Annotated in this window: 16 protein-coding genes; 4 read left to right on the top strand and 12 right to left on the bottom strand. The window is 40.7% G+C overall.

Translation table 11 applies throughout. The features are described from left to right. The 5 genes from BG00_RS12730 to BG00_RS12710 all read right to left on the bottom strand — a co-directional run bounded on the left by BG00_RS12730 (position 1) and on the right by BG00_RS12710 (position 7,029). Positions 1-837, bottom strand: a complete 837-nt coding sequence (locus BG00_RS12730) for a peptidoglycan binding protein CsiV (protein ID WP_036983004.1) — start codon at positions 835-837, stop codon at positions 1-3. Then, positions 837-4,310 carry a transcription-repair coupling factor gene (gene mfd, locus BG00_RS12725; protein ID WP_036983002.1) on the bottom strand — a complete coding sequence of 1,158 codons (3,474 nt, stop codon included), beginning with the start codon at positions 4,308-4,310 and terminating at the stop codon, positions 837-839. Before mfd ends, BG00_RS12730 begins: the two co-directional genes overlap by 1 nt. Before the next feature lie 50 nt (positions 4,311-4,360). Then, positions 4,361-5,254 carry a carbon-nitrogen hydrolase gene (locus tag BG00_RS12720; RefSeq protein ID WP_013464677.1) on the bottom strand — a complete coding sequence of 298 codons (894 nt, stop codon included), beginning with the start codon at positions 5,252-5,254 and terminating at the stop codon, positions 4,361-4,363. Further along, positions 5,251-6,306 carry an agmatine deiminase family protein gene (locus BG00_RS12715; protein WP_036982999.1) on the bottom strand — a complete coding sequence of 352 codons (1,056 nt, stop codon included), beginning with the start codon at positions 6,304-6,306 and terminating at the stop codon, positions 5,251-5,253. The genes BG00_RS12720 and BG00_RS12715 overlap by 4 nt, the downstream gene beginning before the upstream one ends. Positions 6,307-6,420: 114 nt before the next feature. After that, positions 6,421-7,029, bottom strand: a complete 609-nt coding sequence (locus BG00_RS12710) for a PilZ domain-containing protein (RefSeq protein WP_036982997.1) — start codon at positions 7,027-7,029, stop codon at positions 6,421-6,423. 297 nt (positions 7,030-7,326) lie between these two features. On the opposite strand from BG00_RS12710, the gene BG00_RS12705 reads away from it, so the two are divergent. From BG00_RS12705 to BG00_RS12695, 3 genes are read left to right on the top strand one after another with little or no spacing between them, the layout of a single operon-like run. Next, on the top strand, positions 7,327-7,884 hold the full coding sequence (locus BG00_RS12705; protein ID WP_036982995.1) for an RNA polymerase sigma factor: 558 nt from the start codon (positions 7,327-7,329) through the stop codon (positions 7,882-7,884). Next, positions 7,881-8,957 (top strand): FecR family protein, encoded by a 1,077-nt coding sequence (locus tag BG00_RS12700; RefSeq protein WP_036982993.1) that lies wholly within the window; start codon positions 7,881-7,883, stop codon positions 8,955-8,957. The genes BG00_RS12705 and BG00_RS12700 overlap by 4 nt, the downstream gene beginning before the upstream one ends. A gap of 9 nt (positions 8,958-8,966) precedes the next feature. After that, positions 8,967-11,999 (top strand): TonB-dependent receptor plug domain-containing protein, encoded by a 3,033-nt coding sequence (locus tag BG00_RS12695; protein WP_036982991.1) that lies wholly within the window; start codon positions 8,967-8,969, stop codon positions 11,997-11,999. A gap of 378 nt (positions 12,000-12,377) precedes the next feature. Here BG00_RS12695 and BG00_RS12690 read toward each other — a convergent pair whose 3' ends face one another. The 6 genes from BG00_RS12690 to BG00_RS12665 all read right to left on the bottom strand — a co-directional run bounded on the left by BG00_RS12690 (position 12,378) and on the right by BG00_RS12665 (position 18,201). After that, positions 12,378-12,821 (bottom strand): ferritin-like domain-containing protein, encoded by a 444-nt coding sequence (locus BG00_RS12690; protein ID WP_036983479.1) that lies wholly within the window; start codon positions 12,819-12,821, stop codon positions 12,378-12,380. Positions 12,822-12,992: 171 nt separating this feature from the next. Beyond that, positions 12,993-13,931: a LysR family transcriptional regulator gene (locus BG00_RS12685; RefSeq protein ID WP_028835763.1), complete on the bottom strand. Its 939-nt coding sequence runs from the start codon at positions 13,929-13,931 to the stop codon at positions 12,993-12,995. 16 nt (positions 13,932-13,947) lie between these two features. Continuing rightward, positions 13,948-15,666 (bottom strand): bifunctional isocitrate dehydrogenase kinase/phosphatase, encoded by a 1,719-nt coding sequence (aceK, locus tag BG00_RS12680; RefSeq protein ID WP_036982989.1) that lies wholly within the window; start codon positions 15,664-15,666, stop codon positions 13,948-13,950. Between the two features lie 192 nt (positions 15,667-15,858). Next, the gene (locus BG00_RS12675) at positions 15,859-16,341 is read right to left on the bottom strand and encodes a DUF4124 domain-containing protein (RefSeq protein WP_036982987.1); all 483 of its coding nucleotides are present in this window, start codon (positions 16,339-16,341) and stop codon (positions 15,859-15,861) included. A 145-nt stretch (positions 16,342-16,486) separates the two neighbouring features. Beyond that, positions 16,487-17,983 carry a DUF3413 domain-containing protein gene (locus tag BG00_RS12670; protein WP_036982985.1) on the bottom strand — a complete coding sequence of 499 codons (1,497 nt, stop codon included), beginning with the start codon at positions 17,981-17,983 and terminating at the stop codon, positions 16,487-16,489. Positions 17,984-17,988: 5 nt separating this feature from the next. Then, complete coding sequence (locus BG00_RS12665) at positions 17,989-18,201, bottom strand: YejL family protein (RefSeq protein WP_008109847.1); 213 nt, start codon at positions 18,199-18,201, stop codon at positions 17,989-17,991. A 63-nt stretch (positions 18,202-18,264) separates the two neighbouring features. Here BG00_RS12665 and yejK point away from each other — a divergent pair, with 63 nt between their 5' ends. Beyond that, positions 18,265-19,281 carry a nucleoid-associated protein YejK gene (gene yejK, locus BG00_RS12660; protein ID WP_036982983.1) on the top strand — a complete coding sequence of 339 codons (1,017 nt, stop codon included), beginning with the start codon at positions 18,265-18,267 and terminating at the stop codon, positions 19,279-19,281. 331 nt (positions 19,282-19,612) lie between these two features. Here yejK and rne read toward each other — a convergent pair whose 3' ends face one another. Further along, positions 19,613-22,756 carry a ribonuclease E gene (gene rne / locus BG00_RS12655; protein ID WP_036982981.1) on the bottom strand — a complete coding sequence of 1,048 codons (3,144 nt, stop codon included), beginning with the start codon at positions 22,754-22,756 and terminating at the stop codon, positions 19,613-19,615. Positions 22,757-23,197 lie beyond the last annotated feature (441 nt).

Below are 23,197 nucleotides of genomic sequence, written 5' to 3'. Positions count from 1 at the left end.
TTAATGATTAAATTTTCGAATTTGCACAATCATCCCCATACGAGGGTGATCAAAATAATGAATGTCTTCACTGAACACTCGCCTAAACTGTGAAAAGCGGGCTGATTCTAGCTCACCATTGTCACGTTTTTCACTTATATCAAAGTGTGCATTAATAAATAAGTAATGGCGCAAGTGTATTTTAAATAGCCCATCTAACTCCCATTTCATGTCAGAAGATTGAGCTTCGTCAAATAGTGGTTCAGGCGTATTTATTAAGCTAATAAAGTCGGAATTAGCGTAACTAAAACCGGTGTTCATATTGTTTTTTAATTGGCTGCCTGCAAACAAATGAATGCTAGGCGAGCGTGACTTGCTCGCACCCTCAAATCGCCACCCGGTATGCAATAAAGGAGTTAGTCCTTTGCGGTCTAAAGCTTGGCGTTGTGATTGAAACTGCAATTGCTCAGGGGCTAACAGGTAAGTTTGCTCCATCGTCTCTTGGGCAGGTGCTTGAGGTATTACTGGTAACACATCGTAACTTTTTACATAATCAATGCTGTCGTTACACGCTGCTGACTGAGGATTTGAGTTGACTAAAGTGTCAGCAAAGGTACGTTTTTGAAAACGCGGATCGCCATTTATACACGCGTCCATTGCTTGTTTTTTATAAACAGGGCTTAGTAAATCTAAGGTGTTTTTATCTTCTATGGCGTCGTGCTTTAAGCTAAAGTCTTCTTGTAGGTATGGAGCAGGGCGTTGTTTAAATATCAACACTTCTACTTCAAACCAACGCTCTGCAAATGCAGTACTACTAAACAAGCAGCATAAAACAACCAGCGATTTTTTCAGCAACATTAATGGCTAACCTTTTTTTCGAAATCTGCAATCATAGCAGTGATCATTTTTAAGCGTTCACGGGCATTCGCCTCGCTAATGGCAAAGCGTAATTTATTTGCGCCATCCATCTTATAAATATGTGGCGCACTTTGTATCAAACCAATAATGAAGCTAGGATTAACCTTGGTATTTTGACTAAACTCAAAGTAGCCTCCTTTCGGGTTAGCTTCTATTTTGGTTATGCCCAAATTGCTCGCCTGCATTTTTAGTTGTTGTAAACTAAATAGGTTTTTAGCTGCATCAGGTAATAAACCAAAGCGGTCTATTAATTCAACTTGCAGCTCATCAATATCAGCAAGGTTAGCACAACTTGCTACTCGCTTGTACATACCTAAACGCGCGTTAACATCATGAATATAATCATCTGGTAACAAAGCAGGTAGCTTTAAGTCTACTTCTGTTTGTTTTTGTAATAGATTTTCAAGAGTTGGCTCTTGACCATTTTTAAGTGCGTTAACGGCCTGTTCAAGCATTTCCATATACAAATTAAAACCAATGGTCTGCATTTGTCCAGATTGATCATCTCCTAATAGCTCACCGGCACCACGAATTTCTAAATCGTGGGTTGCCAAGGCAAAGCCCGCGCCTAAATCTTCTAATGAGGCAATGGCATCCAAACGCTTTTTCGCATCTTTAGAGAGCGCTTTAGGGTTACCTGTAAGTAAATAAGCATAGGCTTGGTGATGGCTTCTACCAACACGCCCGCGTAATTGATGCAGCTGAGCAAGACCGAGTTTATCGGCTCTGTCCATAATAATGGTATTTGCTGTGGGTACATCAATGCCGGTTTCAATAATCGTAGTACATACCAGTACATTGTATTTTTGATGATAAAAATCGGTCATAATCTGCTCAAGCTCTTGCTCTCGCATTTGCCCGTGGGCTGAGGTAACTGTTGCCTCAGGCACCCATTCGCTAATTTCTTGAGCAACACGCTCAATGGTTTCTACATTGTTGTGTAAAAAGTACACCTGGCCGCCGCGTTTAATCTCACGTAAAACCGCTTCGCGAATAAGCTCTTCGTCGCGTTGGCGCACAAAAGTTTTAACAGCTAAGCGTTTAGCCGGTGGGGTAGCAATAATAGATAAATCGCGCATACCACTCATGGCCATATTTAAAGTACGGGGGATAGGGGTTGCGGTCAGGGTGAGTATGTCAACATCCGCTCTCAGGGCTTTAATTTTTTCTTTTTGGCGCACCCCAAATCGGTGTTCTTCATCAACAATTAACAGGCCTAAGTCTTTAAAATTGATGTCTTGTTGAATTAGTTTATGCGTGCCAATAACCACATCAAGCTTGCCATTACTCATTTTTTCAAGGGTTTCTTTTTGCTCTTTGGTCGAATTAAAACGCGACAGCACACCCACTTCAATTGGAAAATCAGCAAAGCGGTCTTTAAAGTTATCGTAGTGTTGTTGAGCAAGTAGGGTGGTAGGGACTAAAATAGCAACTTGCTTATTATCGTTAACCGCGACAAACGCTGCACGCATTGCTACTTCGGTTTTACCAAAGCCTACATCACCACAGACTAAGCGATCCATGGCTTGTTTTGATTGCATATCACCCAGTACAGCTTCAATAGCGTTACGTTGATCATCCGTTTCTTCAAACGGGAAGCTATCACTAAATTGACGATAAGCTTGGCCATCAAGCGTAAATTTATTACCCGGCTTTGCTTGGCGCTGAGCGTAAATATCGAGCAATTCAGCAGCGACATCACGTACTTTTTCAGCGGCGCGTTTTTTTGCCTTATCCCACGCATCAGAGCCGAGCTTGTGCAGTGGGGCACTAGCTTCTTCACCGCCAGAGTAACGGCTAAGCATATGAAGCGCTGATACCGGCACATAGAGCTTTGCTTCACCGGCATAAATAATGGTTACAAATTCAGTAACCACACCGGCGGCATCAATTGTTTGCAGTCCTTGATAACGGCCAACACCATGGTCAAGGTGCACAACCGGTTGGCCTTCTTTTAACTCTGCTAAGTTACGAATTAGCGCATCTTGGCTTGCTTCATACTTGTGCTTACGGCGTCTGCGTTGTGATACTTTAATTCCAAGCAATTCTTGCTCAGTAATAATGCTCAGGCTAGGTCTTGTGCTAAGCACAACACTTTGTTCCAGTGGGCTTACAATTAAACCAACGTCACTACTGCTGTTGATAAATTGCTCAAAAGTATCAAATTCTTTAAATTTTAAGCCGCTGGGTTTTAATATACTCAGTAATGATTCACGTCGACCATCCGACTCAACACTAATGACAACTCGGCCTTTTTTCTTTTTTTGCTCTGCCACATAGCTAATGAATGCGTTGTAGGGTTCATGTTGTTTATGATCAATGCGGACATTGGGTAATTCATTAACGGCAAGGTTTTTATTGCCGGCTTTAGTGCCCAATTTTGCTTGCGATAAACGAATGCGGCCATAATTACCTAAGTTTGAAAATAGCTCATTGATTGGCTGGTACAATTCATCCGGTGGTAAAAGTGGGCGCAAGGGGTCCACACGGCGGTTTTCATAGCGTACATTAACATCGTGCCAAAAATTATCCGCCGCATGTTCTAAATCGCCTAATTGCATCACGGTCGTTGATTCAGGCAAATAGTCAAAAATAGTCGCCAAGCCATCAAAAAATAATGGCATGTAGTATTCAATACCTCCAGGCCAATTACCTTTACTAACTTGCATATAGACAGAGTCTTGCTCTGCGCTTGCGCCAAACTTTTCACGATAGTTTATTCTAAAGCGTTCAATATCTGTGTCGTTAGTGGGGAATTCATGGGCAGGAAGTAACTCAATTTTTTCAACTTTTTCGTCTGAGCGTTGTGTTTCCACATCAAATAAGCGAATGGTATCAAGCTCGTCATCAAAAAAATCGAGCCTAAATGGGTGTTTACTGCCCATCGGGTATAAATCAACAATAGAGCCACGTATTGCATATTCGCCATGCTCCATAACTTGTTGCACGTGCATGTAACCCGCTTGCTCTAAGTTTTCACGTAAAGCGTGGGTGTCTAATCTATCGCCCACTTTAAAATTAAGCGTTGAACCGTATATAAACGAAGCAGGGGCCGTGCGCAGCATCAGCGTTGATACAGGCATAATGAGCACGCTTTGTTGCTCGTTTTTCAGGGTATTAAGCGTTGCTAAGCGCGCGGAAATAATATCTTGATGGGGAGAAAAATGATCGTAAGGCAATGTCTCCCAATCCGGAAATATCATTACCGGGTTATCCGGAAGCAAATACTCTAATTCGGTTTCAAGGCGCAAAGCACTTGGTGTATCTGGCGTAACTATTAACACTAAGTTATCTTGTTGTTTTACACCTTGTGCAATGGCAATGCTCAAGCCACTGCCTAAAAGCTCGCCCCATTGAATTTTATCTTTTTGAGATTTTACCCAAGGCAAGGCTGCCCATTGCTCAAACGCCATTAATTACTCCATTAAATTAGGCTCTTAGCTGCTAAGAGCCATACTATTATTTAGTCGCGATAGATTTTTGTTAAATCTTGATAATGATCTATTCTGCGGTCGCGTAAATACGGCCAGATACGTCTTACGTTTTCGCTGCGTTTTTGATCAAGTTCAACCATTAATATTTGTTCACTTTGATTATCGGCCTCTGCCAATATTTCGCCTTGAGGACCTGCAATAAACGAGTTACCCCAAAATTGAATGCCGTCACTTTGTCCACTCGGGTCGCGCTCAAGACCAACACGATTACAGCTAATCACTGGAACGCCATTGGCTACCGCATGGGCTCGTTGGCTAATAACCCAAGCATCTTTTTGACGGGTTTGCTCGTCTTTATCATCGCGTGGATCCCAGCCAATTGCTGTTGGATAAATTAAAAGCTCTGCACCGGCCATCGCCATTAAACGCGCCGCTTCAGGAAACCACTGATCCCAACACACCAGTACGCCAAGTTTGCCCACTGAGGTTTGAATAGGCTCAAAGCCTAAGTCGCCAGGAGTAAAGTAAAACTTTTCGTAAAAGCCAGGGTCATCCGGTATATGCATTTTACGGTATTTACCGGCAATACTGCCGTCTTTTTCGAGCACCACTGCGGTATTGTGGTAAAGGCCTGTAGCGCGCTTTTCAAATAAAGACGCGACAATTACAATACCAAGCTCTTTAGCAAGTTCACCTAACGTGTTACTACTCGGCCCAGGTATTGTTTCGGCTAAATCAAAGACGTCGACATCTTCAGTTTGGCAAAAATATAAACTACGGTGTAATTCTTGTAGCACAACAAGTTGTGCACCTTGACTGGCTGCATCGCGAATGCCAGCAATTGATTTTTCAATATTGTGTTCAGCGTTGTCACTGTTGCTTTGTTGCACTAAGGCAACTGATAAATTTGCAGGGCTTGTCATTGTGCTGCTCCAGCTAAAAATCCACGAGGTAATTGCATTGTAATGCAGTGAAGACTGCCAAATTGCTCAATAATAGATAAACAATTTACCCCAATAATTGTGTGCTCTGGGTATGCTTTTTGAACCTGTGCTAACGCGCGTTGATCGTTTATATCGTTATAAGTAGGCACTAATACCGCATTGTTAATAATTAAGTAATTTGCATAGGTGGCGGGTAAGCGCGTGTTTTCATCATCGTACACGGCTTTTGGCCATGGCAACTCAATTAGCTTATATGGGGTGCGATCGGCAGTTTTAAAGCTTTGTAGTTGCTTTTGCATGGCATTAAGCGCGCTGAAGTGCTCATCGCTTTCATCGTCACATTGCACATACACTAGGGTATTATTTGGTGCAAAACGCACTAAGGTATCAATGTGGCTGTCGGTGTCGTCACCTGCTAAATAGCCATGATCAACCCATAAAAAATCTGTTGCGCCCAAGTGCGCTTTTAAAAGCGCTTCTATGTCACTTGGGTTTAAATTTGGGTTACGGTTTTTATTAAGCAAACATTCGCTGGTTGTTAGCAACACACCATGCTCGTTTATTTCAATACCGCCACCTTCAAGTACCATATCGAGCGCTTGATAGTGGTTGTTTTTGCTACTTAACTCTTTTACCAAAGTACGATTAATTTCATTATCTAATGCGCTTTCAAATTTATTGCCCCAACCATTGAAAGTAAAATCATATACTTTTAGTTGCTCGGGTGAGTCAATAGCGCCACAAGTAAGCGGGCCATGATCGCGCGCCCACGTATCGTTGGTAGGGGTTACTACAAAATGAACACGATTCAAAGAGATGTTAGCGCTATTTAGCAATGCTGTAATATGCATTTTTAAGGCACTATTATGCGCCACAATAACAAGCTTTTGCTGCGTTGTTATATGCTTAGCAAGCTCAATATATACAGGTTCTACACGGGCTAAGTTATCAGCCCAATCTGTGTCTTTATGCGGCCATGTAAGCATAACAGCGTCTTGCTCGGCCCATTCAGGTAAAAGTCTAAAGTTCATGGATTTTTAATACAAATAAAGATGGGGCTAGTTTAGCAGTTCAATTACTGCTAAGTCACTTCTAAATGAGTGTTTGGCTCACAATTTTAAAGCGATTTGAGAAGTAAATAAACGCTAGCTTTTATCGTTTGTACTCTCTTTGGCTTTTTCAAGTTGCTGGCGCTTTTTAAGCTGGCGAGTTTGCGCATGTAAGCTGGCTCTTACAACCAACTCTTGGTCGCTGTCTCTTATTGATACAAATAACAGGGTATATTGGTAGTGCTCATTATCTTGTTTTTCAATGGCAACCACTTCGCTATAACAATACACCGCAGAGGCCTCGTGTTGTAAAAAAAGTTTAGTACGAAACTTTTGCTCTAATGTATACAAATGTTCACTGGTAAACTTAATGCCGCCACCGCCGTAACTGTCGCAATAGATAGAGTTATCTTCTGGTTGTTCAGAAGCTAAAATATGACTCATGATCAAATCTATTTTGCGCGACTGAGCTTGTAAAAAAGTAGTTAGTTCTTGGGCAATATCACCTAAATTACGCAAAGGGCCTAAGGCGCTTTGCTCTAAACTGCTTACTTCGTTAGCAAGTTTAAATAAAGGCGGAATATCAGCGTCAAGTTCAGCTAAACTTTTTGGCACAGCCGAATCATCTACGGCAAACAGATTGACGCGATTACTTTCATCAATTTGAAAATAAAGCTCAAAATCTGATAATTTTTGATTATTCATATGTAACTCCTATCCGTTAATAGTAGCGTTGCCACTACTAAATTACTACACAACACGCCAATAAAATTAAGCTAAATATCTGTTTGCCCTCATTATAAAAAGCCTAATCAACTAAAATTGCGGTAACTTTCAATATTTACCAAACAGGCATAATCATTAAAAAAGTTATAAAAGGTAATACGTTTACATTGCACTATCTATGTTAGTAACTAATAAATAACCAATAATTAACAAAATTCCTTGTAATTAGCCCTAAAACCCGTAATCTTACGGAAATAATAACAAGAGACGACCCACGTGGCTCAAGGACTTAGATTAGCCAGTACATTATCAGACATATCCACGCAACTGCGGCGCTTCGTGTCTAAAATTGTGTTGCCTGACGATGTTGATGATATTGTTCAAGAGACCTTTGTTAAAAGTTATGAAGCTGAATTAAAGCAAGATATTCAATACACCCGTAGCTACATGTTAAAAACAGCTAAACACCTAGCACTTAATCATATAGCTAAATGGGATAATAAATTTAGTACCCCTTTAAACCACGAAACTGAACTCCCTAAATTGCTTAAATCAATGCAATTAGAAGACGAATACACCTCTAAAGAGCGTTTTTTATTATTTTGTCGGGCGACTGAGCAATTAAGTCCTGTTGTAAGAAAGTGCTTTATTTTAAAAAAAGTCTATGGAATGAGCCAAAAAGAGATCGCACAGCAAATGCAGCTAAGTCAAAGTACGGTAGAAAAACACATTGCCAAAGGGTTATTAAATACCATGCTATATATGCGCGAACAGTCACACTATGAGAGCGACCATTGCCAACAAAGTGCGGACATAATGAGGGCAGCAAAATGAATATCATCCATCAATTTACCTCAAAAGAATTAATATTAGAAAAAGCATCGCAATGGATCAGTGCTATTGACCGTGGCCTTACAAAAGAAGAGCAAGAACAATTTAAACTGTGGATGCTACAAAGTACTGCTCATCAAAATGCGGTGTATGAATTAGCTCAGCTTTGGGATGACCTGAGTGTGCTTAACGAACTCAGCGTATTATTTCCAAATAAACAACCGGCTAATAGCAAAACAAAGCTTGCGTATGTATTTGGCATGGCAGCAAGTATTGTTGCTGCATTAATGATGTGCAGCTATTTATTGCTAAATATAGATAGCAATTTCAACAAAAATTTAGCCAAGGTAAATTATACAAAAATTTATAAAACAAAAGTTGGCGAGCAAGCAACCTATGTTTTACCAGATGGCACAATTGTACAACTTAATACCAATAGCTCATTGGAAGTCGCTTATAGCCAAGGTCGTAGGCAATTGTTACTAAGTCGTGGCGAGGGCCGTTTTAATGTTGCTAAAGATGCATCACGCCCATTCAGCGTGATGGCCGGTGATAAAAGCTTTACCGCTCTCGGTACTGTATTTAATGTGCAGCGCAATACTTCGTCAGATCTCGAGCTGGTTGTTACTGAGGGTAAAGTGATGATCACCGATCCTAGCGTTGCTGTTAATGCTGATGATTTTAAAGCGTATCAACAAGCTGATAATAACAATCATGAAATTCGTCAAATTAATGCCAATATTGTGATTTCCGGTGAAAAAGTAATTATTGAACAAAGCGTTACCAAACCAATCACACAGTTATCGGTTGATGATGTACAGCGTGACTTAGCTTGGCAAAATGGCATGTTGATATTTAATGGTGAGCAACTGGTTGATGCCTTAAACGAAGTCAGCCGTTATACCGCTACGCGGTTTGAACTATCATCTGATGAGTTAGCCCTTATAAAAGTGGCCGGTGTTTTTAAAGCGGGTGATGTGGCAGGGCTGTTAGAGAGCTTGCAAACTAATTTTTCGATTGAACATGAACGTTTAGGCGAGCATGTTGTTAGCCTAAAATATCAAAAAAAATCATAGGTAATCGTAATGAAAATCACATCATTGTTAATCAATGTTGCTCATAAGAGTGTAAAAAGTAATTTAAAGATTATAAAAATGATAAAAAACTATAGAGGATTTTTGTTTGCTAACTGTTTATATAAGTTGCGCAGTAACCATACGTGCCATTTAACTCAATTTGGCCTTGTTGCACCGCTGTTTTTTAGTATCAGTGTGTATGCAAGTCAAACCGAAGGGCAAATGATGCAATTTGATATAAAAGCGCAACGAGCAGACAAAGCTTTAATAGAATTTGCTAAGCAAACAGAACAAACTGTGGTTTTTTCGTATGAACTTGCCAAGCAATACAAAGCAAATTCGTTGTATGGATTTTATTCTCAACTTGATGCACTAAAAGCATTACTGGCTGAGACACCGCTCGATGCGGTTGTTGATCAAAATGGTTTACTGAGTATTAAACTCAAACAAATCAATAGGAAAGATAACAACATGATGAAGCTTTCAGGAGTTAGTGCAGCTGTATTACCTGCTTTACTTGCAGTTAATTCACAAGGAATAAATGCCGCTGAACAAAGCGCAGAACAAAACATCGAAAAAATTGCTATTGTAGGTAGTCGTGTGGCAGGGCGCTCAGTTGAAGACTTACCTGTCCCCGTTGATATTTTAAGTGCAGAAGCACTCGAAAATACCGGCCAAACAGAAGTTGGTCGCATGCTTCAAGCTATCGCACCTTCTTTTAACTTTTCAAGTTCATCTATTAGTGATGGTACTGACGCATTAAGACCAGCAACGCTACGTGGCCTAGGGCCAGATCAAACGTTGGTATTGATCAATGGTAAGCGTCGTCACCAAGCCAGTATTATTCATATTAATACTTCGGTGGGGCGTGGTACGGCGGGTACCGATATGAACGCCATTCCAGCCTCAGCAATTAAACGTATTGAAGTACTGCGTGATGGCGCTGCGGCTCAATATGGTTCTGATGCAATTGCCGGTGTTATAAATATTGTGCTCAAAGATGGCAGCGAAGGTGGTAAAGCCGCTATTAACTACGGTGAGTATTCAGAAGGTGATGGCGAAACTGTTAACATCGACTTTAATAAAGGCTTTGCTTTAGGTGACAATGGTTATTTAAATACAACTATAAACTACCGTGACCGCGCGCCAACTAACCGTGCAGGGCTTCATGGTTCATGTCAATTTTATGGTTGTACTGAGCTCAGTGACGGCACGTTACTGGCAGGCGACCCGCGTGAACTAACCGCGCCACGCGATACATTTAGAATTGGTGATGCCGACTCTCAACAATTTGGTTTAACCGTTAACACCGGCTACGAATTAGGGGCGGGTGAACTATACGGTTTTATTACCTATTCAACGCGTGATAACGAATCAGCAGCATTTTTCCGTCATAATGCCAATGCCGGTGGTAACCCAGTATTACAAGATGGTGATGCGACAGTTCCGGCTGGCTTTTTACCAAAAATAAACACTACGATTGACGATATTTCATATAACTTTGGTTATAAAACGCAGTTTGATAACGACTCAAGCTTAGACTTATCGTACACCTATGGTGAAAACAGCATTGATTACACCACTAGCGATACGATTAATGCCTCTTATGCCAACTTCTTACGTTACGACCAAGGCTTGAGCGCCGCAGATATTCGCGCCACTATTCCACGTGAAGGTTACGCGTATGGTATGGAGTTATCACTGCAAACGATTAATCTTGATTTTACACAAAATTTTGATGATTACTCATTAGCAATGGGCGCAGAAATACGCACCGATGAGTACCGTATTTTAGAGGGCAGCGAATACGCATACCGCGATTACGATACCAACAATGGTGTTAATATTTATAATGGACTGAGCGGTGGTATTGGTAGCGAAAATGCATCAGGTGGCACACAAGGCTTTGGTGGTTCATCGCCAGCATCGTCGGTTGATGAGTCGCGCGATGTGATCTCGTTTTATTTAGACGCTGAGGCTTACGTTATTGAAGATGTGATTATCTCAGGGGCGTTACGTTACGATAATTACAAAGGATTTGGCGATACAGTTAACTTTAAACTCGCGGGTAACTGGTCACTAACCGAAGATATTTCACTTCGTGGTGCATTAAGCTCAGGATTTAGAGCCCCTTCAATGCAGCAGTTGTACTTTAACAATATCAGCACGCAGTTTGTTGTTGGTCCTAATGGCAATTTAGTGGCTGAAGAAGTGGGCACGTTTAGAAACGATTCAACACTGGCGCAAAGTTTAGGTATTCCTAAGTTAACAGAAGAGAAATCACAAAACCGCAGTTTAGGTATTGTTTATAACGTAAGCGATAATATTAATGTAACGCTTGATTACTACTCAATCGATATTGACGACCGTATTGTAATTAGTAATCGCTTAGGCAAAGGTTTATCAAACAGTCTTGATGCCGCGTTACTGAGCTCGGGTGCTGGTGCAGGACAGTTTTTCTTAAATGGCGCTGACACAGAAACGCAAGGTATCGACTTTGTAGCTACATGGAATACAGAAGGCCTAGGCGGCACGCTTGATTTTACATTAGCGGCCAACTTTACCGAAACCGATGTCGTGTCGTTATTTACACCTGCAGGTTCTGGTCTTGAAACCGTGCCAGTCGATGATGTGTTTTCTGATCAAGAAATTTCTATCATTGAAGAATGGCAACCAGAAGATCGCATTAACTTAAGTGCGCTTTATCGCCGTGACGATTGGACTGTTAATTTATCACTTAATCGTTTTGGTGAGTACACAGTTGAAGATGGCGGCCGCCAGACTTACGGTGCTGAAATTTTAACTGACATTAAAGTTAATTACTTTGTAACTGATAATTTATCGGTAAACATTGGCGCAAATAACTTATTTGATGTTTACCCTGATGAAAACACCATAGGTAATTCACGTTCAGGTACTATTGTAGATGCTCAAGGTAATACCATTGTCAGCAGTGATGGGGTATTTAAGTACTCTCGTCGTTCAGCGCCATTTGGTTTTAACGGTGCTTACTACTACGTAGGTGCAGAATACCGCTTTTAATAAGGGTCTGTTGACCTTTTTGGATTAAAATTTGTTCAAACTAGGAGCGGTTTAATCGCGGCGCGAGGTTTGTAACCTAGTGGGCTAAGTAAAAACCGAGCAAAGCTTCCGCGTCCTGCTCACGCCCCTTACCTACATCCATGTAGGCAACAAAGAGTAAATCGCCCCTAGGCAGAACCCTTCGGGCAGCGCCTGTTTGGTATTGATGCGGCGTTATCGCCTATTTATGGGGAATAACCACACCACATAGGCTCTGTCTTGCCTAAATACCAAACAGACTGCTGCAAATTCAACCTTAAAAGGTCAACAGACCCTAATAACTCTCCTATTGTTATTTAACAACCAAAGGGCCGTAAGGCCCTTTTATAGTTTTTAAACTTAATGTTTTTGCATTTTACTCATTTCAGCATGACAGCTTTGCATGGTAAGCAATACCTTTGACAGCGCCGCTTCACAATCATGTGATTGAGGCTTTTTCAACGCTGTTTTGATTTCTTCTAAGGTTTTATCTTCTACTTCTTCAAGCTCTTTAATGTAGGTTTGGTCGTTATCGCTAGTGAATGTACTGAGCAAAGCGGTAAATGCTCTGCGTGCTTCTACCGCGAACGAAGAGCCATCTTCACGTGCACCTTGTTGATTAATTGCATAGGGTTGTAAGCTTTCAACACTTACTTTGCGGGCGTCAATCATGCGCTGAAATAATGCACTTAAGCTAGGATCTTGTACTTTATCTTGTGCTTTTTCGTAAAAGTCGATACCGCTATTCATTACTTGGATAATGTCGGTGATATGATTTATCTCTTGTCCTTGATGAGTGCTCATAATAATGACCTCTGTTAATTTAAAATACATAGATAACTAAGCAAGCGGCATTCCAACGCGGTTTTATTTTTAACTAATTGTTTTTCATCGTTTTATTATTGTGGGGATGTCTAGGCAAGCTTGCTAACATGCTGCTAGCAAGCAAAATTTACATAAAAGCATGTAAGAAGGTTATTTAAGCTCTTCAGCTACTTCGGCTACTTTTTGACGTAACCAAATATGGCTAGCATCTCTGTGTAACAAAGGGCTCCATATCATATCAAGTTCAAATGGTGGAATAGGAAAAGGTGGCTCAAGTATTTTAAGCCCTGGATCGTCTACATAAATATTGGCCGCTTTTGAGGGTAAAGTCGCCACGAGGTTTTTTTCTTTCGCTAAATGAATCGCAACATGGTAGTTACGAGTAAAGGTGGCAATATTTCGATGCTTCCCAAAATGGGCGAGCGCTTCGTCAACCCAACCCAGCTTTTGCACATCTTTAGGGTCCATGCCAACCCCAACACCAAAGCCTGTTTTACTTACCCAAATATGACGGGCTTTTAAATAGCTATCTAGGCTAAAGTTTTCAATAATAGGGTTGTCGGATCTTACTAAACAGCAAAAGCTATCTTTCCAAATTCGCTTATGATGAAACGATTGCGGTAAGTTCTCAAAGCGGTTAATTGCCATGTCTACTTTACCGTTTTCTACATCATGAAAGGTTACATCGCTGGGCGTTAAAATATCTAATGTGGTGTCTGGGGCTTCTTCATGTAATTTCCCTAACAAACGCGGTGCCATAGTACTGGCTGCATAGTCACTGGCCATAATTCTAAACACGCGTTTACTTTGTTTAGCTTCAAATTCGCGATTAGGTGCTAGCGTTTCCTCAAGCGTCATCAAAATGCCGCGAATAACAGGCTGTAACTCAATAGCGCGCTCGGTCGGCACCATACCATCGCTGGTACGCACTAAAATAGGATCGTTAAAAAGGTTACGTAGGCGTTTCAGTCCATTACTCATTGCCGGTTGAGTAATACTAAGCTGGTTAGCGGCACGAGTAACGTTACATTCGCGCAGTAATGTATCGAGATAAACCAGTAAATTTAAATCTATTTTACTTATATTCATTGTGTGTCCTTAACGTTTACCAGTAATGGATAAAACGCTGTGCTGTAGGATAGGGATAAATATGACTCACCTTTCCATTTTTTATATTTTGTTGTGCTTGTTTCCAAAAGCTCACATCAAGTAGTTCTGGGTGCGTACTGGTTAAAAATTGTTTATATGTTGGGTTAGGCATTACAAAGGTACATAATTGCTCTGGAAATACATCTTGCGGAGCAACCGAGTAACTTTGTTCATCCATCAAATAATCATCATAACTTTTTGCTTTGGGTAGTGCTCTAAAGTTCATGTCTGTTAAATATTGCACTTCATCGTAATCATAAAAAATAATACGTTTGTGCTTACTTACACCAAAGTTCTTTAACAGCATATCGCCAGGGAAAATATTCACGGCAATCATTTCTTTAAGCGCCTGGCCATACTCTTCAATGGCATCGGCGGCACTTTTTTCGTCTGCATTTTCTAAAAAAAGATTAAGCGGTGTCATTCGCCGTTCAATATACAAATGTTTTATGATTAACCACTCACCCTCAATCACCATCGATGAGCCAATGGTTTTGTGCAACTGTGCTAACAAGTTACTATCAAATCGTGCCAAAGGAAATACGACGTTTGAATACTCTATGGTGTCAGCCATTCGGCCAACACGGTCATGACTTTTAACCAGTTGATAGCGTTTTAATACCGTATCGCGACCAAACGGCTTACTTTCGCCAAATTTATCTTTAATAACTTTAAATACATAACCAAACGAGGGTAGGGTAAATACCATCATCACCATACCCGGTGTACCGGGAGCAATGGTAAATTCGTCATTAGAATGGATTAAATGATTCAAAAACTCGCGATAAAACTCGGTTTTACCTTGTTTATGAAAGCCTATGGCGTTGTAAAGCTCGGCGAGGGTTTTATTAGGCATAAGTTGATTTAAAAACCGCACTAACGCTGAAGGAGCGTGAGTTTCTACCATAAAATAGGCACGCGCAAAGCCAAAAATAACGCGCATTTGCGACGACTTTGTAAGTAAGGCATCTAAATAAAGGCCTTTATCTTCATGGTGTAACACGGCAATAATAAAAGGCTGAACGCCACTTTGCGATACAACGCGCCCCACAATGTAAGCGGCTTTATTACGATAAAACGGGGTATGTAATATATCAAAACGCATTTGCCAATGTTGGTGGTGTGTATCGGGTGCTTGTTTATAAAAGGCTTTAACTAATAAACGAATATCGCGTTCTAGATTGACAAAGTCGGCTTTAAAATCAAAGTGATTAATAATGCGTTTAATGGTGGGCTTTAAACCATCTACAACAGGAAAATAACTACGGTATTCAGCTTCAACGGGCACTGGAGGCGCATCTTTGAGCGTGGCTTCTACAAAAATAAAGTCATTGTGAAAATAGCGGCGGTGGTACAAGCGGCAGAATACTGAATTATAAAATGTTTCAGCAAGTTCTGCTTGCGGGTGAAAACATAAAAAGTGTTGGTAAAGCTTTTTCACTTCAAGCCATAAGTTTTCGTTTAGCGCGTCTGTTTGCTGGCGTTCTCGTAGTGTTTTTGTTGTTTCGTTCACCCGATCATCATAATAGCTTATACGCAGGCGACTTATATCATTAATAGCTTGCCAGTCTCTTTTAGCAAAAGCGAAGGGAGCCTTGGCTGTCGTTCTTTGAAACAGCAAATAATGCTTTTTAAAACCGGTTAAAATTAATTCAGCAATTTGGCGTGGTTGCATCAGTACTCCTTAATAGACGCCTTTAGGTGTTTAGGATAATGCCGGTGGATACCATTTAATTTGTAAAAGCGGGTCAAAGGAAATTACACCACTAAACACACAATAGAGTTTATGCTCTATGGATGTAAAGGGTATGTTATTTTATATTTAAAACCAAGCTAATTAAGATGATATTTATTGAAGTTAGCCTGATCAAGGTTGATAGGCATCAATCTTTTTTTGTAAATTTTTAATACGCTTTTCAATCAATGCTTTATCTTTTTTATATTGCTTATCTAATGTTTTCTGTGCGTTTCTAATATCTTTGCTAATACGCTTTTTATCATCTGCGCTCAATATATGATTTAAACGCTGCTGTTGTTTAAAATCAGCCCTGTCTTTTTCTCGTAAAAGTATTGCTAACTTATGCTGATTACTGCGCAGCTCTGCTTCTAGGTTAGAAATAATCGTATCTCGTTCCAGCTCGTTTAACTGTTTGGTATAGTTTATTTCTTTACCCGTTTGCTTAGGCTCAGTGGCGATTATTGTGTGTGAGGTAGCATTATCACTACAAGGAAACTGAGAGAAAGTGGTACCTTTGGGAGTGACGCACTTAAAGTAGGTGGCTTGCGCTGAAGTATATGTACTTAAACAAAAAAGACAGGCGGTAACGATCAGGTTAATAATTTTACACATAACAGTTATCCTTAACATGCGCTACTGAGCTTAAAAATAATTGATGCTAAAAACTATAACCTAGGTTGTTGGGATAGCAAGTGCAAAGGACTAATAACAGAAACTAAGCGAGTCAGTTTTAATGACTCGCTCGTATTATGAGGTGCTATTGGCTGAATGTTTTAAGCTTTTTAATACCATGCACTAAAAATGGAATATCAAGCCCTTGTTCAATTGAAAATCCTTCAGCGGCAGAGATATTTCTAAAATTTCCATCACGATCAATAAGCGTGATTCTATCTTTTTTGTAAGCAATCACCACGCCTTGCGAGTAATTAACCCCAATATTATTACTTTTACTGTACAAGTTTTCGCCCAGCATAGTTTGCTTCGCAATCGCATTACAGTTTAAGTATTGACCAAGGCTTGTAGCGATAATATCGCTAGGCTGAATCAAACCGTTCACCTTAGAAATAAATTTATCGGAGCTATACAATGTTGACGTGGTTACAATTTCATTGCTATCTTGCGAGATACTAAAAGCAAAAAATTCGGTGGCGTCATCACGTACAGTGGCGTTTTCAGCCCCTTTAACAATTCTTATTGCACTGTCTTTATGTGCTTGCTCGTTAATAAAGCTCAGCTCATCAATACCGGCCACTTCCACACTACGGCGTTGGCTTTGCCAAACGGGTAAAGTTTGCTGCTCAATAATGTTCGTTTTGTAAAATGCTGGCAAGCCGTACACAAGCCCAAATAACATATCACTATGATCTGTGGGTTGTAAAAATTGCGTGTTTTTATAAATACTTTGTTGGATGGCAACAAACTTTGCTAGCTGCTCGTCATTATCAAACACCAATATATCAACTTTTGCTGCGCTGTAATCTTCACATTTTTCTAATGGAGCAGGTGCTTGATAATTAATACCTTGGTTATTAATTTTAACGTTGTGCGCTTGCTCGTAGCTTTCAACATCCAGCAAATCGTTTTTAGCGAGTAAGCTTTTTGCCGTAGTCGGGTATGAAAGCGGTAGTACATTATCTTGTTTAGTGATATCAAATTTTAAATTGGCATCAGCCCAAATATGAATGCTGTGGCTTAGCGCAAAACAAATCACTAAAAATGAACCGGCATAACGGGCAAATTTAAACTGTTTTAAACGCCCCAAATGATGCCAAGTAAAATTACTAACAGTCAATTGAAACGCTAATATTGCTAACACTATGCTGCCTGCAAGCAAGGTGGTAAGTGCGGGAGAGTTTGTTACACGATGCCACAACAGTGAAATAATTTCAGGCAGTGCAGAGGCATTTAAGTGATAACCTAAGTTAAAGTAGACGTAAGCGTCTAAAGTCAGTATTGAGGCCCCGATAGTTGCAATCACTGCTGCCATACCGCGTATATGCCGTGGGTAGGGGAATACTAAACTCAAAGGGAAAACCGTCAGCACAAACGCTAAAAATGCAATAAAGCTAGTGTGGCTTAGCCAAGTAACCATCATATAGGTTATACCCATATAAGTGGTCGGTGGCGAATCGGCAAATAAATAGCTTAAGCTAATTAAAAGCGCTAAGCCAATATTGGCAAATGTAAACCAATGGCCCCAACTTAATAATTGACTCGCTTTCGATGAAAACTGGTTGTGCTGCGATAAATTCATAGAGTTTACTTAACCGACTGCGCGAGTGCTTTGGCAAAGTTCTCGGTAACGGCTTGTCTTTTCCCTGTAGGTACATGCTCTTTTAAGATATGCGTGATAGAATTTCCTAAACACATAAGACTTAAATCAACCGGCGCATTGTGTTTTGATAAAACATCAATAAGCTGATCGACGATTTGTTCTACTTCTTCATTAGAGTATTTTGATAAGATTGGCATCAGTTGGTTCAATAAAAAGAGTTATATTCTCGTATTTTAACACCAGAGGCGTGAAAAACAAAGATGGCAATAGATGTTAAAAAATTAGTCGTACACTATGTAGACAAAAAAGATGACAACACTCAAATTCACCTTCGTAACGACGAAATGACTATCAACGATAAAGTGGCTGTATTCATTGAGCAATTACACCATGCCTACAATGGCAAGCCAGGTAAAGGGTTTTGTGCATTCAGTGGCGAAAAAAACAGTATTGTAGCCTCTACCATGCAAAGCTATCGTAATAATGAGCTTGGCTTTTGGCACATGACCGAGCAGGCATCAACGGTGTTAAAAGAAGAGTTAGATAAATACGCCTTTAACGAAACCGGCTATTTAGTATTTTGTCATTATCAGTACGTGGCGACTGATTATATGTTGATTGCTATGATCAATATTAAAGAGCATTACTCAATGACCTCTGAGCTTGATTTAGCCGCATCGCGTCATTTAGATATTTCGCGTATGCAATTGGCTGCTCGTATTGATTTAACCGCATGGGATACTCAAGCAGAAGACAATCGTTATATTTCATTTATTAAAGGTCGTGCAGGGCGTAAAGTCGCTGACTTTTTCTTAGACTTTTTAGGTTGTGAAGAGGGCATTGATCCTAAGCAGCAAAGTCAAGTGATGCTCAATGCGGTAGAAGACTACTTATCAGAGCAAGAGTTTGATAAATCTGAAAAAGACGAGTTACGTAAGCAAGTATTCGATTACTGTAACGACTGTGTTACCACGGGTGAAGAAGCTAATGTGAGTGAACTTTCAGCAACGCTTACCAAAGGCGACGACAACCCATTTGAAAGCTTTTGTAAAGAGCAAAGCTATGATTTAGAAGAGTCATTCCCGGTTGATAAAAAAACGCTAACCAGTATGGTTAAATTTTCAGGCTTAGGCGGTGGAGTCAGTATCAGTTTTGAGCGTAAGCATTTAGGCGAGCGTGTAACTTATAATGAAGCCACTGATACGTTAGTGATCAAAGGTATTCCACCAAATCTAAAAGATCAACTACAGCGCTTTATGGAACAACAGCAAGATTAAACTCACAGCGGGCTGCGAGCTATGGGTTTCGGGATCAGGCTCGTAACCCGATCCCCGTAGCCCGCTAGCTTTTTTGCCTCTAGTCTTTGATTTTTAATCACAGAGAACACCGAGACGCTCCGAACTGCACTGAGAATACAAAACAAAAACTAATATCCCCCTGTGTCAGGGTAGTTTTAACCTTTAACCTTTAACCTTTAACCTTCAGTCTTTAATCCTTACCCGATCCTCGCAACCCGAACCCCGTTGCCAGTTACATAAATGCCAGACAAAAAAACCGCGTTAAAATAAATTAACGCGGCTTTTTTATGCTTTGAGCTAAACTCAGTGCTTATTCAGCACTCAGCGTTTTAGTCATTGCTGAGCTTGCACGACTGGCAGGTTTTACCGAGCCAGGGCGAAGGCCGCTGTCAGGGATTAACTCACGTTTGTCATGTGCCATTGCAACCGATATATGCTTGATTTCACTATCGGCTACAGGCGTAGGCTGTGCCATTGGCGCACTTGCATGTCCTGCTGTAATCACAGTTTTAGCGTTTGCATTAGCTGAACTCGCTTGCGAAACTGTCTTAGGTTTATTTTCAACCACAGGCGCATCTTTCGCTTCTACAGGTGTTTCAGTAGCGCTAACCGGTGTTGTTTCAGCTTCAACAGCAACTTCTTCAGCTTTTACTAGTTCTTCAGCTTTTACTGGTTCTTCAGCTTTTACTGGTTCTTCAGCTTTTACTGATTCTTCAGCTTTTACTGGTTCTTCAGTTTTCACTGGTTCTTCAGTTTTCACTGGTTCTTCAGCTTTCACTGGTTCTTCAGCTTTTGCTGGTTCTTCAGCTTTCACTGGCTCTTCAGCTTTTACTGGTTCTTCAGCTTTTACTAGTTCTTCAGTTTTTACTGGTTCTTCAGTTTTTACTGGTTCTTCAGCTTTCGCTAAGTCTTCTTCAACAACGTTTTGTTCAACTACATCAGAGGCATCAACGGCCGTTTTATGTGCTTTTGCTTTTAGCTCTGCCTCGTATTCAGCAGCGGCTTGATCCGCAACTGGAATGAAAGCAGGCGCTTCATCAGACTTCTCTTGCGTGCCTTCACCTTCAGGACGACGACGACGTTGACCTGATGCACGAAGATGGCGTGGTGAACGACGTGAGCGAGTACGTGTTTGCTCTTGCTCTTCATCTTGTTTAGCCACGTTATCGTTTGCATCAACAACAGCTTCTGTTTGTTCTTTAGCAGGTGCAGGTGCTTTTTCATCTGATACCGGCGCTTGCTTTTCAACAACAGGTGCTTGCTCTTTCACTTGTGGCTTGTCTTCTTTAACCACTGGTTGCTCAACAGCTTGTTCAGTAGTTTGAACTTGCTCTGTGCTTTCGTCTTGTACGCGAACTTTTTTACGTAAATTACGACGTTGACGACGTACCTTAGGCTTTTGCTCTTTTGGCTCAGCATTCTTATCAGATTTAACTGCAGTATTCGCATTTTGAGTTGCCTCTGCTTTTACTTGCGTTTTATCTTCAGTTTTATGCTCAGGACGTTTACGCGTATTTGAATTACGACGGCGCTTATTGCGATTCTCATTCTTTTCTTGCGTATCATTTACAGGCGCCGACTCATTTTTAGCTTCAGTGTCTGCAGTACGTTCGTTACGCGGTTTATTACGAGGGTTATTATTACGACGACGTTGGTTGTTATTACGACGACGATTATCATTACCACGGTTATTACTAGGGCGATCTTGCGATTGCTTTTCAGTCTGTTTTTCTGATTTTTGCTCAGTATCAGACCCAAATAAAGACTTAATCCATTTACCTAATGCGGCAAATAAACCAATTTCAGCTTTTGCTTCTACTACCGGCGCAGCTTTTGCTGCCGCTTGTGGAGCAGGCGTTGAAGGCATAACGACGCCTTTAAGCTTCGGCTCTTCACGAACAGTTGCCGCTTGCGATTTAGACATTTCAAATGCTTCAGGCTCAGGCGCAATAACTTGCTCGTAGCTTACAGTTTCAAGCGTTTCATCTTTACGTAAACGCATTACTTCGTAGTGAGGTGTTTCCATGTGTTGATTAGGAATAATCACTACATCACATTTATGATCCTTTTCAATACGGTGAACGCTACGACGTTGCTCATTCAATAAATAAGCGGCAACAGCAACAGGCACTTGAGCATTAACTTGAGCGGTGTTGTCTTTAATCGCTTCTTCTTCAATTAAACGAAGAATAGACAATGCGATTGATTCGTTAGAACGAATAGTACCTTGACCACTACAACGTGGACAAACACCTTGGCTTGCTTCACCTAGTGAAGGGCGTAGGCGTTGGCGCGACATTTCAAGTAAGCCAAAGCGAGAAATTTTACCAATTTGTACGCGCGCACGATCTGGGCGAGCAGCATCTTTTAAGCGGTTTTCTACTTCACGTTGATGACGTGGAGGTGTCATATCAATAAAGTCGATAACAATTAAGCCACCTAAATCACGTAAACGAAGTTGACGTGCAATTTCATCTGCCGCTTCTAGGTTGGTGTTAAGCGCTGTTTCTTCAATATCGCCGCCTTTTGTTGCTTTAGACGAGTTGATATCGATAGAGGTAAGTGCTTCAGTAGGGTCAATTACAATAGAACCACCTGAAGGTAAGCGCACTTCACGTTGGAACGCAGACTCAATTTGGCTTTCAATTTGGTAATGCGTAAATAACGGTGTGTCACCTTGATAAAGCTTAACGCGACTCATGAAATCAGGACGAAAGCGCTCTATGTGCGCTTTAGCTTCTTCAAAAACACGAGGCTTATCAATTAAAATTTCGCCAATGTCACGACGTAAATAATCGCGAATTGCACGGAAGATTACGTTGCTTTCTTGGTGAATTAAAAATGGTGCTTTAGCACTGTCTGCCGCTTGTTGAATGGCTTCCCAGTGGACTAATAATGCTTTTAAATCGTAGTTTAGTTCTTCAAACGATTTACCAACACCCGCGGTACGTACAATTAAGCCCATACCTTTAGGTAGTTCTAAGCGGCTTAGCGACTCTTTAAGTTCAGTACGCTCATCACCCTCAATACGACGAGAAATACCGCCAGCGCGAGGGTTGTTAGGCATAAGTACTAAATAACTACCTGCCACGCTGATAAAGGTAGTCAGTGCTGCCCCTTTTTGGCCGCGCTCTTCTTTATCAACTTGTACAATAACTTCTTGACCTTCTTTGATCACGTCGCGAATATTTGGACGACCATGAAAGGTGTAACCTTGCGGGAAGTAAGTACGGGCAATTTCTTTTAAAGGAAGGAAACCATGACGATCAGCACCGTAATCAACAAATGCTGCTTCTAAAGATGGTTCAATACGTGTGATTTTACCTTTGTAAATATTGGCTTTTTTCTGTTCATGACCTGGGCTTTCTATATCTAAATCATATAGGCGCTGGCCGTCAACCAGTGCTACGCGCATTTCTTCTTGCTGCGTTGCATTGATTAGCATACGTTTCATAATGTTACTCTACTAGTTTGTGTCGCTGACATGACGATGTTTTCTCGCCTGTTCAGGTGTTCCTATTTTTAGAATGTGCAGTCTCACGACTGGGTCTTTAACGGAACGGCTCTGTATTTAGTAAGCAGTATTTTAAATGCCGGCAAACAATAGGGTGTAATCACGCTATTAAATTCTAAGAGGATACAAACGTGTCGGCTGTTTAGCTCAATACTCGTTTTATCCAGAAGTTGGCCTGTCATAACAATCTTATTAAATGCATTCATATTAGGTACGTAGGGCTCTTTAGCTTCAAACCATAGTTTTGTTTTTAAACTACCGTTATCGTTTTTATGAGCAAAAATCGCTACCGATGTTAATGAACGCTTATTTATTAGATTTTTTTAGTTCTAAATAAGCTGCTGTACGGTACTACAATATTTGAGCGAATTCTGAACGGCG

This window comes from Pseudoalteromonas sp. SCSIO_11900, from assembly GCF_000576475.1.
Classification (GTDB): Bacteria; Pseudomonadota; Gammaproteobacteria; order Enterobacterales; family Alteromonadaceae; genus Pseudoalteromonas; species Pseudoalteromonas tetraodonis.
The sequence above is the reverse complement of the archived record's forward strand: the minus strand, read 5'-3'. Positions and strand labels throughout refer to the sequence as shown.

Coding starts and splice junctions, on each gene's coding strand:
- BG00_RS12730 (WP_036983004.1), bottom strand. CDS start 837: ATGTTGCTGAAAAAATCGCTGGTTGTTTTATGCTGCTTGTTTAGTAGT.
- mfd (WP_036983002.1), bottom strand. CDS start 4,310: ATGGCGTTTGAGCAATGGGCAGCCTTGCCTTGGGTAAAATCTCAAAAA.
- BG00_RS12720 (WP_013464677.1), bottom strand. CDS start 5,254: ATGACAAGCCCTGCAAATTTATCAGTTGCCTTAGTGCAACAAAGCAAC.
- BG00_RS12715 (WP_036982999.1), bottom strand. CDS start 6,306: ATGAACTTTAGACTTTTACCTGAATGGGCCGAGCAAGACGCTGTTATG.
- BG00_RS12710 (WP_036982997.1), bottom strand. CDS start 7,029: ATGAATAATCAAAAATTATCAGATTTTGAGCTTTATTTTCAAATTGAT.
- BG00_RS12700 (WP_036982993.1), top strand. CDS start 7,881: ATGAATATCATCCATCAATTTACCTCAAAAGAATTAATATTAGAAAAA.
- BG00_RS12695 (WP_036982991.1), top strand. CDS start 8,967: ATGAAAATCACATCATTGTTAATCAATGTTGCTCATAAGAGTGTAAAA.
- BG00_RS12690 (WP_036983479.1), bottom strand. CDS start 12,821: ATGAGCACTCATCAAGGACAAGAGATAAATCATATCACCGACATTATC.
- BG00_RS12685 (WP_028835763.1), bottom strand. CDS start 13,931: ATGAATATAAGTAAAATAGATTTAAATTTACTGGTTTATCTCGATACA.
- aceK (WP_036982989.1), bottom strand. CDS start 15,666: ATGCAACCACGCCAAATTGCTGAATTAATTTTAACCGGTTTTAAAAAG.
- BG00_RS12675 (WP_036982987.1), bottom strand. CDS start 16,341: ATGTGTAAAATTATTAACCTGATCGTTACCGCCTGTCTTTTTTGTTTA.
- BG00_RS12670 (WP_036982985.1), bottom strand. CDS start 17,983: ATGAATTTATCGCAGCACAACCAGTTTTCATCGAAAGCGAGTCAATTA.
- BG00_RS12665 (WP_008109847.1), bottom strand. CDS start 18,201: ATGCCAATCTTATCAAAATACTCTAATGAAGAAGTAGAACAAATCGTC.
- yejK (WP_036982983.1), top strand. CDS start 18,265: ATGGCAATAGATGTTAAAAAATTAGTCGTACACTATGTAGACAAAAAA.
- rne (WP_036982981.1), bottom strand. CDS start 22,756: ATGAAACGTATGCTAATCAATGCAACGCAGCAAGAAGAAATGCGCGTA.